The 18569-nt window shown below is 67.4% G+C and carries 3 protein-coding genes; 2 read left to right on the top strand and 1 reads right to left on the bottom strand.

All coding sequences use genetic code 11. The annotated features are described in order from the left end of the window. The first annotated feature begins 4 nt into the window (after positions 1-4). Both LJF27_RS25360 and LJF27_RS25355 read left to right on the top strand, forming a co-directional pair. Positions 5-14974 (top strand): non-ribosomal peptide synthase/polyketide synthase, encoded by a 14970-nt coding sequence (locus LJF27_RS25360; protein WP_162802378.1) that lies wholly within the window; start codon positions 5-7, stop codon positions 14972-14974. 48 nt (positions 14975-15022) lie between these two features. Beyond that, positions 15023-15988: an alpha/beta hydrolase gene (locus tag LJF27_RS25355; RefSeq protein ID WP_009876481.1), complete on the top strand. Its 966-nt coding sequence runs from the start codon at positions 15023-15025 to the stop codon at positions 15986-15988. Between the two features lie 108 nt (positions 15989-16096). Here the strand turns inward: LJF27_RS25355 and LJF27_RS25350 are convergent, their stop codons facing one another. Further along, the gene (locus tag LJF27_RS25350) at positions 16097-18523 is read right to left on the bottom strand and encodes a TonB-dependent siderophore receptor (protein WP_003116931.1); all 2427 of its coding nucleotides are present in this window, start codon (positions 18521-18523) and stop codon (positions 16097-16099) included. Between the last annotated feature and the right edge of the window lie 46 nt (positions 18524-18569).

The raw sequence follows: 18569 nt of genomic DNA, 5'->3' as shown, positions 1-18569 counted from the left end.
GGACATGAGCGTAGCTTTGCGGGTTGCCCGGCGCTTCATCACGCTTCCTCTCGACAAGCGCAAGCTGTACCTGGCGAAGATGCAGGAGGAGGGCGTGACGCCGGCCAACCTGCCGATTCCCGAGGTGGCCTCGGCCTTCGAGCGTATCCCGTTGTCCTATGCCCAGGAGCGCCAGTGGTTCCTCTGGCAGATGGACCCGCAGAGCGCCGCCTACAACATTCCCTCGGCGCTGCGCCTGCGTGGCGAACTGGACGTCGAGGCGCTGTCCGCCAGCCTGGGCGCCATCGTCGAACGCCACCAGAGCCTGCGCACCGTGTTCGTCGAGGACGAACAACTGGATGGCTTCCGCCAGCAGGTGCTGGCGTCGGTCGACGTACCCGTCCCGGTTACGCTGGCGGGCGACGACGACGCGCAGGCGCAGATTCGCGCTTTCGTTGAAAGCGAGACGCAACAGCCCTTCGATCTGCGTAACGGTCCGCTGCTTCGCGCGCGCCTGCTGCGCTTGGCGGCCGACGATCACGTGCTGACCCTGACCATCCACCATGTGGCAGCCGACGGCTGGTCCATGCGGGTACTGGTGGAGGAACTCATTGCCCTGTACGGCGCGCGCCGGCAAGGCGTCGAGGCGACGCTGCCCGATTTGCCGATCCAGTATGCGGACTATGCGATCTGGCAACGACACTGGCTGGAAGCCGGCGAACGCGAGCGCCAACTGGAGTACTGGATGGCGCGGCTGGGCGGAGGGCAGAGCGTGCTCGAACTGCCGACTGACCGCCAGCGCCCGGCGCTGCCGAGCTACCGTGGCGCGCGCCATGAACTGCAGTTGCCGCAGGCGTTGGGCCGACAGTTGCAGGCGCTGGCGCAGCGCGAAGGGACGACGTTGTTCATGCTCCTGCTGGCCTCGTTCCAGGCGCTCCTGCATCGCTACAGCGGCCAGGACGAGATCCGCGTCGGCGTGCCGGTGGCCAACCGCAACCGGGTCGAGACCGAGCGGCTCATCGGCTTCTTCGTCAACACCCAGGTGCTGCGCGCCGATCTCGATGCGCAGATGCCGTTCCTTGACCTTCTACAGCAGACCCGTGTCGCCGCGCTCGGCGCCCAGTCACATCAGGACCTGCCGTTCGAGCAACTGGTCGAGGCTTTGCAGCCGGAGCGCAGTCTCAGCCACAGCCCGCTGTTCCAGGCCATGTACAACCACCAGAACCTGGGTTCCGCAGGTCGCCAGTCGCTGGCGGCGCAGTTGCCGGGGCTGAGCGTCGAGGACCTCTCGTGGGGCGCGCACAGCGCGCAATTCGACCTGACCCTGGACACCTACGAATCGGAACAGGGCGTGCACGCCGAATTCACCTATGCCACCGACCTGTTCGAGGCTGCGACCGTGGAGCGCCTGGCACGTCACTGGCGCAACCTGCTAGAGGCCGTCGTCGCCGAGCCGCGGAGACGCCTCGGCGACCTACCGCTGCTCGACGCCGAGGAGCGCGCCACGCTGCTGCAACGCAGCCGTCTGCCGGCGAGCGAATATCCCGCCGGGCAGGGTGTGCATCGCCTGTTCGAGGCCCAGGCCGGGCTGACCCCGGACGCGCCGGCCTTGCTGTTCGGCGAGGAACGCCTGAGCTACGCCGAACTCAATGCGTTGGCCAACCGCCTCGCCTGGCGTCTGCGCGAGGAGGGTGTCGGCAGCGATGTACTGGTCGGTATCGCGCTGGAGCGCGGCGTACCCATGGTGGTGGCCCTGCTGGCGGTGCTCAAGGCCGGTGGCGCCTATGTGCCGCTGGATCCGCAGTATCCCGCGGACCGCTTGCAGTACATGATCGACGACAGCGGACTGCGCCTGTTGCTCAGCCAGCAAAGCGTGCTGGCGCGCCTGCCGCAGTCGGATGGGCTGCAAAGCCTGCTGCTCGACGACCTGGAGCGACTGGTGCACGGCTACCCGGCGGAAAACCCGGACCTGCCGGAGGCGCCCGACAGTCTCTGCTACGCGATCTACACCTCCGGTTCCACCGGCCAGCCGAAAGGCGTGATGGTCCGCCATCGAGCCTTGACCAACTTCGTCTGCAGCATCGCCCGGCAACCGGGCATGCTGGCGCGGGACCGTCTGCTGTCGGTGACCACCTTCTCCTTCGATATCTTCGGCCTGGAGCTATACGTACCGCTGGCGCGTGGCGCCAGCATGCTGCTCGCCAGCCGCGAGCAGGCCCAGGATCCCGAGGCCCTGCTCGATCTGGTCGAGCGGCAGGGCGTCACGGTATTGCAAGCGACCCCGGCGACCTGGCGGATGCTGTGCGACAGCGAGCGTGTCGACCTGCTGCGTGGCTGCACCCTGCTGTGCGGTGGCGAGGCGCTGGCGGAGGACCTGGCGGCGCGTATGCGCGGATTGTCGGCATCGACCTGGAATCTCTACGGGCCGACCGAGACGACGATCTGGTCGGCACGGTTCCGCCTCGGCGAAGAGGCCCGGCCGTTCCTCGGCGGGCCGCTGGAAAACACCGCTCTGTACATCCTCGACAGCGAAATGAACCCATGTCCGCCCGGCGTCGCCGGCGAACTGCTGATCGGCGGCGACGGCCTGGCGCGTGGCTACCATCGCCGTCCCGGCCTGACCGCCGAACGCTTCCTGCCCGACCCGTTCGCCGCCGACGGTTCGCGCCTGTACCGCACCGGCGACCTGGCTCGCTACCGCGCCGATGGGGTCATCGAATACCTTGGACGGATCGACCATCAGGTGAAGATCCGGGGATTCCGCATCGAACTCGGCGAAATCGAGACGCGCCTGCTGGAGCAGGACAGCGTGCGCGAGGCGGTGGTCGTCGCCCAGCCGGGGGTGGCCGGGCCGTCCCTGGTGGCCTACCTGGTGCCCACCGAGGCCGCGCTGGTCGACGCCGAGTCGGCGCGCCAGCAGGAACTGCGCAGTGCATTGAAGAACAGCCTGCTGGCGGTTCTCCCGGACTACATGGTGCCGGCGCACATGCTGTTGCTGGAGAACCTGCCGCTGACGCCGAACGGCAAGATCAACCGCAAGGCGCTGCCGCTGCCGGACGCGAGCGCGGTCCGGGACGCCCATGTCGCGCCCGAGGGCGAGCTGGAACGGGCCATGGCGGCGATCTGGAGCGAGGTCCTCAAGCTCGGCCACATCGGTCGGGACGACAACTTCTTCGAGCTGGGCGGCCACTCGCTGCTGGTGACCCAAGTGGTTTCCAGGGTACGCCGCCGCCTCGACCTGCAGGTGCCGCTGCGTACCCTGTTCGAGCACAGCACCCTGCGCGCCTATGCGCAGGCCGTGGCGCAGTTGGCGCCGGCCGCCCAGGGCGGGATCGTCCGATGCGCCAGGGACGCATCGCCGCAGCTGTCGTTCGCCCAGGAACGCCAGTGGTTCATCTGGCGCCTGGATCCGCACAGCGCGGCCTACAACATCCCGGTGGCGTTGCGTCTGAAGGGACCGCTGCGGCGCGATGCCCTGCAGGGTGCCCTGGACCTGCTGGTGCAGCGCCATGAAACGCTACGCACCACCTTCGTCGAACACGATGGCGCACCGCGGCAGGTCATCCACCCGACGCTGCCGATAGCCATCGAGGAGCGACGACCGCCGGTGGCCGGCGAAGACCTGAAGGGGCTGGTGGAAACCGAGGCCCATCGGCCGTTCGACCTGCAACGCGGACCGCTGCTGCGGGTCCTGCTGTTGCCGCTGGCGACGGACGAATGCGTGCTGGTGCTGACTCTTCACCACATCATCGCCGATGGCTGGTCGATGCAGGTCCTGGTGGACGAACTGATCCGCGTCTACGCCGCGCTTCGGCATGATGAGCCCCCCGCGCTGGCGGAGTTGCCGATCCAGTACGCCGACTTTGCGGCCTGGCAACGCCAATGGATGGATGGCGGCGAGCGTGAGCGTCAACTGGGCTACTGGGTTTCCCGCCTGGGCGGCGAGCAGCCGTTGCTGGAGTTGCCCAGCGACCGGCCGCGCCCGCAGCAGCAGAGCCATCGCGGCCGGCGCATCGGCATCCCGTTGCCGGCGGAACTCGCCGAAGCCCTGCGGCGGCTGGCCCAGGCCGAGCAGGGCACGCTGTTCATGCTGCTGCTGGCCTCGTTCCAGGCACTCCTGCATCGCTACAGCGGGCAGAATGACATTCGTGTCGGAGTACCCATCGCCAACCGCAATCGCGAGGAGACCGAGGGGCTCATCGGCTTCTTCGTCAACACCCAGGTGTTGCGCGCCGAACTCGACGGGCAACTGCCGTTCCGCGAGTTGCTACGGCAGGTCCGGCGGGCGGTGGTGGAGGCGCAGGGTCATCAGGACCTGCCGTTCGAGCAACTGGTGGATGCGTTGCAGCCGGAACGCAGCCTCAGCCATGCGCCGTTGTTCCAGGTGATGTACAACCACCAGCGCGACGATCATCGCGGTTCGCGTTTCGCCTCCCTGGGCGAACTCGAGGTCGAGGACCTGGCCTGGGACGTGCAGACCGCGCAGTTCGACCTGACCCTGGATACCTACGAATCCTCCAATGGCCTGCTTGCCGAACTGACCTATGCCACCGATCTCTTCGACGCGTCGAGCGCCGAGCGCATCGCCGGCCACTGGCTGAACCTGCTCCGGTCGATCGTGGCCCGGCCGGAGGCGCGCATCGCCGAGCTGAAACTTCTGGACGAGGCCGAAGCGCGTGCCGACCTGCTGCAATGGAACCCCCATCCGCAGGACTTCCCCCCGGCGTCCTGCCTGCACCGCCTGATCGAGCGCCAGGCCGCCGAGCGACCGCGGGCGACGGCAGTGGTCTACGGCGAACGCGCGCTCGACTACGGCGAATTGAACCTGCGGGCCAATCGCCTGGCGCACCGGCTGATCGAGCTCGGTGTCGGCCCCGACGTGCTGGTCGGCCTGGCGGCCGAGCGCAGCCTGGAGATGATCGTCGGTCTGCTGGCGATCCTCAAGGCCGGCGGCGCCTATGTCCCGCTCGATCCGCGCTACCCCAGCGACCGGCTGGGCTACATGATCGAGGACAGCGGCATCCGCCTGCTACTGACCCAGCGCGCGGCGCGCGAGCGCTTACCGCTCGGCGAGGGCCTGCCCTGCCTGCTGCTGGACGCGGAGCATGAGTGGGCCGGCTACCCGGAGAGCGATCCGCAGAGCGCCGTCGGCGTCGATAACCTGGCGTATGTGATCTATACCTCCGGCTCTACCGGAAAACCGAAGGGTACCCTGCTGCCGCATGGCAACGTGCTACGCCTGTTCGATGCCACCCGGCACTGGTTCGGTTTCTCCGCGGACGACGCCTGGAGCCTGTTCCACTCCTACGCGTTCGATTTCTCCGTCTGGGAGATCTTCGGCGCGTTGTTGCATGGCGGCAGGCTGGTCATCGTCCCGCACGAGACCAGTCGTTCGCCAGAGGACTTCCTGCGCCTGCTGTGCCGGGAACGGGTGACGGTGCTGAACCAGACGCCGTCGGCCTTCAAGCAACTGATGCAGGTCGCCTGCGCCGGCCAGGAGGTTCCGCCGCTGGCCCTGCGGCATGTGGTGTTCGGTGGCGAGGCGCTGGAAGTGCAGGCCCTGCGCCCATGGTTCGAGCGTTTCGGCGATCGAGCGCCGCGCCTGGTCAACATGTATGGGATCACCGAGACCACGGTCCACGTGACCTATCGTCCGCTGTCGCTGGCGGATCTCGACGGCGGGGCGGCCAGTCCGATCGGCGAACCGATCCCGGACCTGTCCTGGTATCTGCTCGACGCCGGGCTGAACCCTGTGCCCAGGGGCTGCATCGGCGAGCTGTATGTGGGGGGCGCGGGATTGGCGCGGGGCTATCTGAATCGCCCCGAGCTGAGTTGCACGCGCTTCGTGGCCGATCCGTTCTCCACGACTGGGGGACGTCTGTACCGGACCGGCGACCTGGCCCGCTATCGTTGCGACGGGGTGGTCGAGTACGTCGGTCGGATCGACCACCAGGTCAAGATTCGCGGCTTCCGCATCGAACTGGGCGAAATCGAGGCCCGCCTGCTCGCACAGCCGGGCGTGGCCGAGGCGGTCGTGCTGCCTCACGAGGGGCCGGGCGCTACGCAACTGGTCGGCTATGTCGTGACGCAGGCGGCGCCAAGCGACCCCGCCGCGTTGCGCGACACGCTGCGCCAGGCCTTGAAGGCGAGCCTGCCGGAGCACATGGTGCCCGCCCACTTGCTGTTCCTCGAGCGCCTGCCGCTGACGGCCAACGGCAAGCTGGACCGGCGCGCCTTGCCCGCCCCGGACGCCAGCCGCCTGCAGCGGGACTATACCGCGCCGCGCAGCGAGCTGGAGCAGCGCCTGGCGGCGATCTGGGCGGATGTGCTGAAGCTTGGCCGCGTCGGCCTGGACGACAACTTCTTCGAACTTGGCGGCGACTCGATCATTTCCATCCAGGTGGTCAGCCGCGCGCGCCAGGCCGGGATCCGGCTGGCGCCCAGGGACCTGTTCCTGCACCAGACGATCCGGGGCCTGGCCGGCGTGGCCGTCGAGGGCCGGGGCTTGGCCTGCGCCGAACAGGGGCCGATCAGCGGGAGCACGCCGCTGCTGCCGATCCAGCAGATGTTCTTCGAACTGGATATCCCGCGGCGCCAGCACTGGAACCAGTCGGTCCTGCTGGAGCCGGGGCAGGCACTCGACGGTACGCTTCTGGAAACGGCGCTGCAGGCGTTGCTGGCGCACCACGATGCGTTGCGCCTGGGCTTCCGCCTCGAAGACGGGACCTGGCGCGCCGAACACCGCGCGGTCGAGGCCGGCGAGGTGCTGCTGTGGCAGCAGTCGGTCGCCGACGGCCAAGCGCTGGAAGCCCTGGCGGAGCAGGTCCAGCGCAGTCTCGACCTGGGCAGCGGGCCACTGTTGCGCGCGCTGCTGGCGACGCTCGGAGACGGCAGCCAGCGGTTGTTGCTGGTGATCCACCATCTGGTGGTGGACGGGGTTTCCTGGCGGATCCTCCTCGAAGACCTGCAGACCGCCTACCGCCAGTTGCAGGCCGGCCAGGCCGTTGCGCTACCCGCCAAGACCAGCGCCTTCAAGGCGTGGGCCGAACGCTTGCAGGCGCATGCCCGCGACGGCGGCCTGGAGGGCGAGCGCGGCTACTGGCTGGCGCAGCTCGAAGGTGTATCCACCGAACTGCCCTGCGATGATCGCGAGGGTGCGCAATCGGTCCGGCATGTCCGTTCGGCACGTACCGAGCTGACCGAAGAGGCCACGCGCCGGTTGTTGCAGGAAGCGCCGGCGGCCTACCGGACCCAGGTCAACGATCTGCTGCTCACCGCCCTGGCGCGGGTCATCGGTCGCTGGACCGGCCAGGCGGATACCCTCATCCAGCTCGAAGGACACGGGCGCGAGGAGCTGTTCGAGGACATCGACCTGACCCGCACGGTAGGCTGGTTCACCAGCCTGTTCCCGCTGCGCCTGTCGCCGGTGGCGGAGCTGGGCGCTTCGATCAAACGGATCAAGGAGCAACTGCGCGCGATTCCGCACAAGGGGCTGGGTTTCGGCGCCCTGCGTTACCTCGGCAGCGCCGAGGATCGGGCGGCGCTGGCGGCCCTGCCGAGTCCGCGCATCACCTTCAACTACCTGGGACAGTTCGACGGCAGCTTCTCCGCCGATTCCTCCGCGCTGTTCCGTCCCAGCGCCGATGCGGCCGGCAGCGAGCGCGACAGCGACGCGCCGCTGGACAACTGGCTGAGTCTCAACGGCCAGGTCTATGCCGGCCGGCTCGGTATCGACTGGAGCTTCAGCGCCGCGCGTTTCAGCGAGGCGAGCATCCTTCGCCTGGCCGATGCCTATCGCGACGAGCTGCTGGCGCTGATCGAGCATTGTTGCGCCGCCGATGTCGAAGGCGTGACCCCTTCGGACTTCCCCCTGGCCGGGCTCGACCAGCGGCAACTGGACGCTTTGCCCCTGGCGGCGGGCGAGGTGGAGGATCTCTATCCGCTGTCGCCGATGCAGCAGGGTATGCTGTTCCACAGCCTGTACCAGCAGAACAGCGGCGACTACATCAACCAGATGCGTCTGGACGTGGAAGGCCTGGATCCCCAACGCTTCCGCGAGGCCTGGCAGGCGGCGCTGGATGCCCACGAAGTCCTGCGCAGCGGGTTCCTCTGGCAGGGCGCGCTGGAAAAACCGCTGCAACTGGTGCGCAAGCGCGTCGAGGTGCCGTTCAGCGTGCACGACTGGCGCGACCGCGCGGACCTCGCTGAGGCGCTCGATGCCCTCGCCGCCGGCGAGGCCGGGCTCGGCTTCGAACTCGCCGAGGCGCCGCTGCTGCGGCTGGTGCTGGTGCGTACCGGCGAACGCCGGCACCACCTGATCTACACCAATCACCACATTCTGATGGACGGCTGGAGCAACTCGCAGTTGCTCGGCGAAGTCTTGCAGCGCTACCGCGGCGAGACGCCGTCGCGCTCGGATGGGCGCTATCGCGACTACATCGCCTGGCTGCAACGCCAGGATGCGGGTCGCACCGAGGCGTTCTGGAAGCAGCGCCTTCAGCGGCTGGGCGAGCCGACCCTGCTGGTTCCGGCGTTCGCCCACGGGGTGCGGGGTGCCGAGGGCCATGCCGATCGCTATCGTCAGCTGGACGTCACCACGAGCCAGCGCCTGGCAGAGTTCGCCCGTGAGCAGAAGGTGACGCTCAATACCCTGGTCCAGGCGGCCTGGCTGATACTGCTGCAACGCTACACCGGGCAGGACACCGTGGCCTTCGGTGCCACCGTATCCGGTCGTCCGGCGGAGTTGCGCGGGATCGAGGAGCAGATCGGCCTGTTCATCAACACGCTGCCGGTGGTCGCCAGCCCGTGTCCGGAGCAGCCGCTCGGCGACTGGCTGCAGGCGGTGCAGGGCGAAAACCTGGCGCTGCGCGAGTTCGAGCACACGCCGTTGTATGACATCCAGCGTTGGGCCGGGCAGGTCGGCGAGGCCCTGTTCGACAACATCCTGGTATTCGAGAACTACCCGGTTTCCGCAGCGCTGGCGGAAGAGACACCGACGGACATGCGGATCGACGCGCTTAGCAACCAGGAGCAGACGCACTATCCGCTGACGCTGCTGGTGAGCGCCGGAGAGACCCTCGAACTGCACTACAGCTATTCCCGCCAGGCTTTCGACGAGGCGGCGATCGAGTGCCTGGCGGAACGCCTCGAACGCTTGTTGCTGGGGATGTGCGAAAACCCGGGGGCGTCGTTGGGCGAGCTGGACAGTCTGGCTGCCGCCGAGCGCTACCAGTTGCTGGAAGGCTGGAACGCCACTGCGGCCGAGTACCCGCTGCAACGCGGCGTGCACCGATTGTTCGAGGAGCAGGTCGAGCGCACACCGACGGCGCCGGCGCTGGCCTTCGGCGAGGAGCGCCTGGACTACGCCGAGCTGAACCGCCGGGCCAACCGCCTGGCGCATGCCCTGATCGAGCGCGGGGTCGGTGCGGACCGCCTGGTGGGCGTGGCCATGGAGCGCTCCATCGAGATGGTCGTGGCCCTGATGGCGATCCTCAAGGCCGGCGGCGCCTACGTGCCGGTGGACCCGGAGTATCCCGAGGAGCGCCAGGCCTACATGCTGGAGGACAGCGGCGTGCAACTGCTGCTCAGCCAGTCGCACCTGAAGCTGCCGCTGGCGCAAGGCGTGCAGTGGATCGACCTGGATCGCGGTGCGCCCTGGTTCGAGGATTACAGTGAGGCGAACCCGGATATTCATCTCGATGGCGAGAACCTCGCCTATGTCATCTACACCTCCGGTTCCACCGGTAAGCCCAAGGGCGCCGGCAACCGCCATTCGGCGCTGAGCAACCGCTTGTGCTGGATGCAGCAGGCCTATGGGCTGGGCGTCGGCGACACGGTGTTGCAGAAGACCCCGTTCAGCTTCGACGTGTCGGTCTGGGAGTTCTTCTGGCCGCTGATGAGCGGGGCGCGTTTGGTGGTGGCCGCGCCGGGCGACCATCGCGATCCGGCGAAGCTGGTGGCGCTGATCAATCGCGAAGGGGTCGACACGCTGCACTTCGTGCCGTCGATGCTGCAGGCCTTCCTGCAGGATGAAGACGTCGCCTCCTGCACCAGCCTGAAACGCATCGTTTGCAGCGGCGAGGCGCTGCCGGCGGACGCCCAGCAGCAGGTGTTCGCCAAGCTGCCGCAGGCCGGCCTCTATAACCTCTATGGCCCGACCGAGGCGGCCATCGACGTCACCCACTGGACCTGCATGGAGGAGGGCAAGGACGCGGTGCCGATCGGCCGGCCGATCGCCAACCTGGCCTGCTACATCCTCGATGGCAACCTGGAGCCGGTACCGGTGGGCGTGCTCGGCGAGCTGTACCTGGCCGGTCGGGGCCTGGCCCGTGGCTACCACCAGCGTCCGGGGCTGACTGCCGAGCGTTTCGTCGCCAGCCCGTTCGTGGCTGGGGAGCGGATGTACCGCACCGGCGACCTGGCGCGCTACCGCGCCGACGGGGTGATCGAGTACGCCGGGCGGATCGACCACCAGGTGAAGCTGCGCGGCCTGCGCATCGAGCTGGGCGAGATCGAGGCGCGCCTGCTGGAGCATCCGTGGGTGCGCGAGGCGGCGGTGCTGGCGGTGGACGGCAAGCAGTTGGTCGGCTACGTGGTGCTGGAGAGCGAGGGCGGCGACTGGCGCGAAGCGCTGGCCGCGCACCTGGCGGCGAGCCTGCCGGAATACATGGTGCCGGCGCAGTGGCTGGCGCTGGAGCGGATGCCGCTGAGTCCGAACGGCAAGCTGGATCGCAAGGCGTTGCCGAAGATCGAGGCGGAAGACGGACTCGGCGAATACGTGGCACCGGCCAGCGAACCGGAGCGGCAACTGGCGGCGATCTGGGCGGATGTCCTGGGACGCGAGCGGGTTGGCGTGACCGACAACTTCTTCGCCCTCGGCGGCGACTCGATCGTCTCGATCCAGGTGGTCAGTCGAGCGCGCCAGGCCGGATTGCAACTGAGCCCGCGCGACCTGTTCCAGTTGCAGAACATTCGCAAGCTGGCCGAGCGCTGCAGCGCGGCGGCGCCCGTCGCAGAGCCGGCGAGCGTGCCCGACGGCGCCGTCCTGCACAATCTGCTGCCGCAGCAAGTGCAGGCGCTGCCGTTGCCCCACGAACGGCTGGAACACCTCTACAGCCTTTCGCCGATGCAGCAGGGCATGCTGTTCCTCGGGCTGAACAGCCCGGACGCCGAGTTGTACATCAACCAATTGAGCATCGCGGTCGACGGACTCGATCCGCAGCGCCTGCAACGCGCCTGGTCGGCGGTGGCGCAGCGCCATGAAGTGTTGCGCAGCGGCTTCCTCTGGCTGGACCAGGAAGAGCCCCTGCAATTTGTCCTGGCCGATCCCGGGCTTCCGTTCGAGGTCCTCGACTGGCGTGGGCGGGCGATAAGCGACGAAGCGCTGGAACAGGTCGCGCAACAGGAGCGGCGCAAGGGCTTCGACCTGGGCCAGCCGCCGCTGCAACGGATACGCCTGCTGCGCCTGGGCGAGGATCGCTACCAGTTGATCTGGACCTACCACCACATTCTCATCGATGGCTGGAGCACTTCGCAGCTGTTCGGCGAGATACTCGAACTCTATTCCGGCGGCAGCCTGCCGCCCGCCGTCCCTTACCGGCACTACATCGCCTGGCTGCGGGCGCGCGATGGCAAGGCCAGCGAGGCCTTCTGGCGCCGCCAACTGGCACGCATGGACGAGCCGACCTATCTGGCCGACGCCTTCAACGCTGCCCGCGAAGGATATGGGCACCAGGCGTTGTACACGCGCCTGGACAGCGATGCCACCGAGCACCTGAAACGTTTCGCCCAATCCCAGCGAGTGACGCTCAATACCCTGGTACAGGGCGCCTGGCTGCTCCTGCTGAGTCGCTACAGCGGCCAGCGCTGCGTGTCCTTCGGCGCCACCGTTGCCGGTCGGCCGGCCAGCCTGGAGGCGTCGGAACGGATCCTCGGGCTGTTCATCAATACCTTGCCGGTGGTCTGCGAAGTGGCGCCGGAACAGTGCGTCGGCGATTGGCTGAGAGCCTTGCAGGACTACAACCTGGAGATGCGCGAGCAGGAGTACACCCCGCTCAGCGACATCCAGCGCTGGGCCGGGCGCAGTGGTCAATCGCTGTTCGACAGCATCATCGTGTTCGAGAACCATCCGGTTGACCGGACGCTGCGTGACTGGCGCGACGATTCGCTGCGCTTCGGCGAGATGCGCAGCGCAGGCCTGACCAACTTCCCCATGGACCTGATGGTGACCAGCGACGATTCCGGCCTGGCGATCGAATACATGTTCCTGCGCGAGCACTTCGCCGTGGCTTCGGTCGAGCGCCTGCGCACGGATATGGAAGGGCTGCTCGCAGCCTTGAGCGGCGACGCCGAGTGCCGCCTGGGCAACATCGGCTTGCCGAGTGCCCGGGTGCCGTTGGCGGATGGCGCGTGTCCGGATCGGTATCCGCTGGTACACCAGCGCATCGGCGAGTGGAGCCGGCGCACGCCGGACGCCACCGCGCTGGTGTTCGACGAGCGCAGCCACTCGTTCGCCGAGCTGGACGCGCGGGCCAACCGCCTGGCGCATGCGCTGGTCGAGCGCGGCGTGGCGGCCGATGTGCGGGTCGGTGTGGCGCTGCCGCGCGGCACCGAACTGGTCGTTGCGCTGCTCGCCGTGCTCAAGGCCGGTGGCGCCTATGTGCCGCTGGACCTGGCGTATCCGCGTGAGCGACTGGCTTACCTGATGCAGGACTCCGGCATCGCCCTGCTGCTGAGCGAAAGCCAGGCGCTGGTGCAATTGCCGGTGCCCGCCGGCGTGCCCGCCCTGGCCCTGGACCGCCTGGATCTGCTGGAGCATCCGGCGCAGGCGCCGCAGGTCGAGGTCCATCCCGCCAACCTCGCCTACGTCATCTATACCTCCGGCTCCACCGGCCTGCCCAAGGGCGTCGCGGTGAGCCATGGTCCTCTGGCGATGCACATCGACGCGGTCGGCGAGCGCTACGAGATGTCCCCGGCCGATCGCGAGCTGCACTTCATGTCGTTCGCTTTCGACGGCGCTCATGAGCGCTGGCTGACCGCCCTGGGCCACGGCGGCAGCCTGCTGCTGCGCGACGATGCGCTGTGGACGCCGGAGCAGACCTACGCGGCGATGCAACGCCACGGCGTGACGGTTGCCGCGTTCCCGCCGGTCTATCTGCAACAGCTGGCCGAGCATGCCGAGCGTGACGGCAACCCGCCGCCGGTACGTATCTACTGCTTCGGCGGCGACGCGGTGCCGGTGGCCGGTTTCGAACTGGCCAAGCGCGCGCTGAAACCGCGCTACATCATCAACGGCTATGGCCCGACGGAAACCGTGGTCACGCCGCTGATCTGGAAGGCTGCCATGGACACCGAATGCGGCGCTGCCTATGCGCCCATCGGCAGCTTCGTCGGCGAGCGCTGCGGCTATGTCCTGGACGCTGACCTGAACCCGTTGCCGGCGGGCGTGGCCGGGGAGCTGTACCTCGGTGGCGTCGGCCTGGCGCGAGGCTATTTGCAGCGGCCGGGGTTGAGCGCCGAGCGCTTCGTCGCCAACCCGTTCAGCCGTGCCGGCGAGCGTCTCTATCGCACCGGCGACCTGGTTCGTCAGCGCGAGGATGGCACCTTCGACTACCTCGGGCGCATCGACAACCAGGTCAAGGTGCGGGGCTTCCGCATCGAACTGGGCGAGATCGAGGCGCGCCTGCAGGATGCCGGCGAGGTCCGCGAAGCGGTGGTGGTTGCCCGCGACGCGGCGAGTGGCAAGCAACTGCTCGGCTATGTGGTCGCGGAAGATGGCGCGGACGCCTCGGGCCTGCTCGAGCGCTTGCGCGAGCGCCTCAAGCGCGATCTGCCGGAGTACATGGTGCCGGCGCACCTGGCCCTGCTGCCGGCGATGCCGCTGACGCCGAACGGCAAGATCGACCGCAAGGCGCTGCCGGACATCGACGTCACCGCCAGCGAGGCCTACGTGGCGCCGCGCAATGAGCTGGAGCTGGCCCTGGCTGGTATCTGGCAGGAAGTGCTCGGTATCGCAAGGATCGGTGTGCACGACAACTTCTTCGAACTGGGTGGCGACTCTATCCTCAGCATGCAGGTGGTGGCCAAGGCCCGTGCCCTGAAGAAGCTGGGCTTCAGCCTGAAGCTGCGCGACCTGATCCAGAAGCCGAGCATCGCCGCCTTGTCCGGGTACGACGACAGCGCTGCGCCGCCGTCGCCGATCCTGGCGCTGAACGCGGCGGTGGACGGATGCCCGCCGCTGTTCTGCGTGCATGCCGGCTTCGGCACGGTGTTCGACTATGAACCGCTGGCCCGGCGCCTGAATGGCCGCCGTAGCGTACTGGCGATCCAGGCCCGCTCGCTGCTGGATCCGAACTGGCGGGACGCTTCCCTGCAACGGATGGCCGAGGATTACGTCGCGCTGATCCGCCAGCGCCAGTCCGAGGGTCCCTATCACCTGCTCGGCTGGTCGCTGGGAGGGACCCTGGGCATGCTGATGGCCGCCGAGCTCGAGCGGCAGGGACAGCAGGTGGCCTTCCTCGGTCTGCTGGACAGCTATGTGCCGGGAACCGAGGCGCCCGCCGCCGATGACTGGCGCGAGGATCTGCTGGACTTCCTCAGCGTCAGCGCCGGCCTGGAAACCCGTCCGCCACTGGCCGCCGGGTTGGAGCAGCGCGACAACGTCAGCGCCGCCATCGCCGAGTGCCTTGGCGTCGGCCAGACCGGGAAGGGAGGGCTGGGCTGCGACGAACTGGCCCAGGTATTCCTGGTCGCCCGGCAGCTCAAGCAACTCTCCGGGCAACTGGATAGTTGCTCGCCGATCCAGGTCCGGCCGCTGTGCTGGTGGACGCGCGGGCGTGGTGAAGAGGTGCGGGCGCTGTCGCGGCAATTGGGTGGTCAGCCTCTGGCCGGTCGGGTCGCCGCGTGCGGGCATTTCCAGATACCCCATGCGCAGGAGGTGCTCGACTCCCTGGTGGAGGCGCTTGAAGAAATCCACGGCAGCCTCGTCTATTCATGACGAAGCTTTGGCCGGCCCCGCCGGGGCCGGCCCGTTGGAGACTATGAAATGGCCTTGAACCCCGATATCGCGGCATACCTGGAACTGGTCGGCAACGGCCGCAGCAGTGGCAAGAGCCTGCCCATGCACCAGTTGACGGTGCAACAGGCACGCGAGCAGTTCGACCAGTCGTCGGCGTTGATGGACCCAGGCCTCGACGAGCCGCTGCCGCGCGTCGAGACGCTGTTCGTCCCGGCGCGGGACGGTACGCCGTTGCCGGCGCGCCTCTACAGTCCCCAGGGGCTGTCCGCGTCGCCGCCGTTGCCGGGCGTGCTCTACCTGCATGGCGGCGGCTACGTCGTCGGCAGCCTGGACTCCCACGACGCGCTGTGCGCCAGCCTGGCCGAGCGCGCCGGTTGCGTGGTGCTTTCTCTGGCCTACCGGTTGGCGCCGGAGTGGCGTTTTCCGACCGCCGCCGAGGACGCCGAGGATGCCTGGTGCTGGTTGGCTGCCGAAGCCGCACGGCTAGGCATCGATCCGCAACGCCTGGCGGTTGCCGGCGACAGCGTCGGCGGCAGTCTGTGCGCGGTGTTGTCGCATCGCTTGGCGCTGCGGGGAGAAGCCTCGCAACCGCGTCTGCAGGTACTGATCTACCCGGTCACCGATGCCAGCCGCACGCACCAATCGATCGAGCGTTACGCCGTTGGCCACCTGTTGGAGAAGGACAGCCTGGAGTGGTTCTACCAGCACTACCAGCGTAGCCCCGAGGACCGTCAGGACCCGCGTTTCTCGCCGCTGCTCGGCGTGGTGCCGGCTGACCTGGCGCCGACGTTGCTGCTGGTCGCGGAGTGCGACCCGCTGCATGACGAGGGCATCGCCTATGCCGAGCACCTGCGCCAGGGCGGCGCCCGGGTGGAGTTGTGTGTCTATCCGGGGATGACCCACGATTTCCTGCGCATGGGTGCGATCGTCGACGAGGCGGACGACGCCAAGGACATGATCGCCGACGCGCTGGTGGCGGCCTTGGCGACCTGAGCACCGCCATCCCTCGTGAAAAAGCCCCGTCAGACGATCTGGCGGGGCTTTTTCGTAGAGCGTTCGCACTGATGAAGAGGGAAGGCCGCTGGCCTTCCCCCGGATGCCTTACCAGTTGTAGGTCAAGTCGGAGGTGATGGTGCGGCCCTGGCCGTAGTAGCAGTCCCAGATGCCGGCGCAGCGGCTGACGTACTTCTTGTCCTCGATGTTTTCCAGGTTGACCTGGAGTTTCAGGCCTTTCAGGCGCAGCGGGGATTTCTCGAAGTCGTAGGACAGCTTGCCGTCGTACAGGGTATAGGAGGGGATGGTGAAGTGGTTGTCGGCGGTATCGGTGCCGTCGCTGCCGCGGGTGTAGCGCGCGCCGATCCCCGCGCCGAGGCCGGCGAGCACGGTATCCCCGCCGAGGGTGTAGTCCAGCCAGACGGCGGCGGTCATCGGCGGAGTGCCCGCGGGATGACGTCCTTCGCGACCATCGTTGTCCTTGGTGTACTTGACGTCGTTTCGCGAGAATGACGCGATGATGCCCAGGTTGTTGGTCAGACTCGCCTTGCCTTCCAGTTCGAAGCCCTTGGAGCGCATGGCGGCCGATTGATTGTAGAAGTTCGGGTTCTCGAGATTGGTGGTCAGGACGTTTTTCTGATCGATCTGGTAGACCGATGCCTGGATGAAGCTGTCTTGTCCCGGCGGCTGGTACTTGATCCCCGCCTCGTACTGCTTGCCGGTGGTCGGCTTGAAGGCTTTCGAGTTCTGGTCCAGGTTATAGCCGCTTACGGGCTGGAACGACTCGGAATAGCTCACGTACGGGGTGATGCCGTTGGAGAATTCATAACCGAAGCCGGCGCGGCCGCTGAACTTCTCATCCTTGGCGTTCGAATGTCCGGCCGTCTCCTTGCTGTCGGTTTCCGCCCAGTCGTAGCGGCCGCCGAGCGTCAGGAACCATTGGTTCCACTTCATCTGGTCCTGCAGATAGACGCCGGTCTGCCTGATGGTCCGATCCCAGCGATATGGGCTGCCGAAGGTGAATGGCTTGCCGTAGACCGGTTTGTATAGATCGATGATCGGCGATGCTGCTTCGTAGGAGTACAGTCCGAGAAATTTCGAATTGGAGTGGTAGTAGTCCAGGCCGATCAGCGAGGTGTGTTCGATATCGGCGGTTTTGTACTTGGCCTGGAGAATGTTGTCCATGCCGAACACTTTGTTGGTCTGGGACCAGTCGACACCATAGCGGGTGGTATAGCGCTGGTCGTTGGCGCCGGTGTTCGGGTTGGGAACGAAGCGGTAGCCGTGCAGAGGGGCCACGTACTGGTCGTCGACATAGGCGTAGCGGGTGTTCTGCTTGAAGGTCCAGACATCGTTGAACTCGTGGCTGAACTCGTAGCCGACGACGAACTGGTCGCGGTCGTAGGAGTTCAGCCCCGGCTCGCCGATGAAGGTGCTGCGCTTGATCCGCCCGTTGGGCGTGCTGAACACCGTGCCGTAGGCCGGCAGGCCCTGGGCTTCGGGTACGTCGTTGTCCTTCTGGTACTGGCCGTAGAAGGTCAGGCTGGTCTGCTCGTTGGGGTTCCAGGTAAAGCTCGGTGCCAGCATGAAGCGTTTTTGCTCGGCATAGTCGATCTCCGAGTTGATGTCCCGGCCTACGCCGGTTATGCGGTAGAGATAAGTGCCCTGTTCGTCGAGCGCGCCGGCGACGTCGAAAGCGCCGTAGCGGCGGTCCTGGCTGCCGCCGCCGAGCACCACCTCATGGATCGGTTCGGCCGTTGGGCGTTTGGATACCATGTTGACGATGCCGCCAGGCTGGTTCTGGCCGAAGAGCACGGAGGCCGGCCCCTTCAGCACCTCGATGCGTTCCAGGGTATAGGGGTCGATCTGCAGGGCACCGCCGGTACTGCCGCCGCCGTAGGGCATGTGCAGGCCGTCGAGGTACATCGGCGCCGGGCTGAAGCCGCGCGAGGTCGGCTCGTCGAAGATCTTCACCCGGTCGGCGAAGCCGCCGCCGGTGATCCCCGGAGTGTAGCGCAGGGCCTCGGTGACGGTCTGCGAACCGCGCGCCTTGATCTCGTCCTGGGTGACCACGTTGATGGTCTGGGGGATTTCCTTGAGCGGGGTGTCGGTCTTGGTGCCGGTACCGCTGCGCTTGGCCACGTAGCCGTTGACGTGGCCCCAGGCCGACTCCTGGCTGGTGACGGTAATGTCGCCGAGGTCCACCGAGTCCGCCGAGCGCTGGGCGCTGATGGTAACGCTGGAGCCTTGCAGGCTGTAGCTGGCGCCGGTACCGCGGAGAAGTTCGGCGAGAGCCGCCTCGACGCTCAGTTGGCCGCGGACCGGGTTGCTGCGCAGGCCTTGCACTTCATCGGCGCTGTAAAGCACCTGCAACTGGCTCTGCTGGCCGAACTGGCGCAGGGCGCTGGGCAGGGACTGGGCGCCGATGTCGAACTGGATCTTCTGCGCTTCGGCCTGGCTGGCGATCGGCGCCAACAGGGCCATGGCCAGGGCGGCGGTGCTCAGGCGCGGATGCAGCGTCAGGGTGTTGCGCATCACTAGAGCCTTGGTGAAACGGGGGAGTGTGCGGAGTGCTGGCATG

This window comes from Pseudomonas sp. 203-8 (assembly GCF_020708595.1).
Lineage (GTDB): Bacteria > Pseudomonadota > Gammaproteobacteria > Pseudomonadales > Pseudomonadaceae > Pseudomonas > Pseudomonas aeruginosa.
The sequence above is the reverse complement of the archived record's forward strand: the minus strand, read 5'-3'. Positions and strand labels throughout refer to the sequence as shown.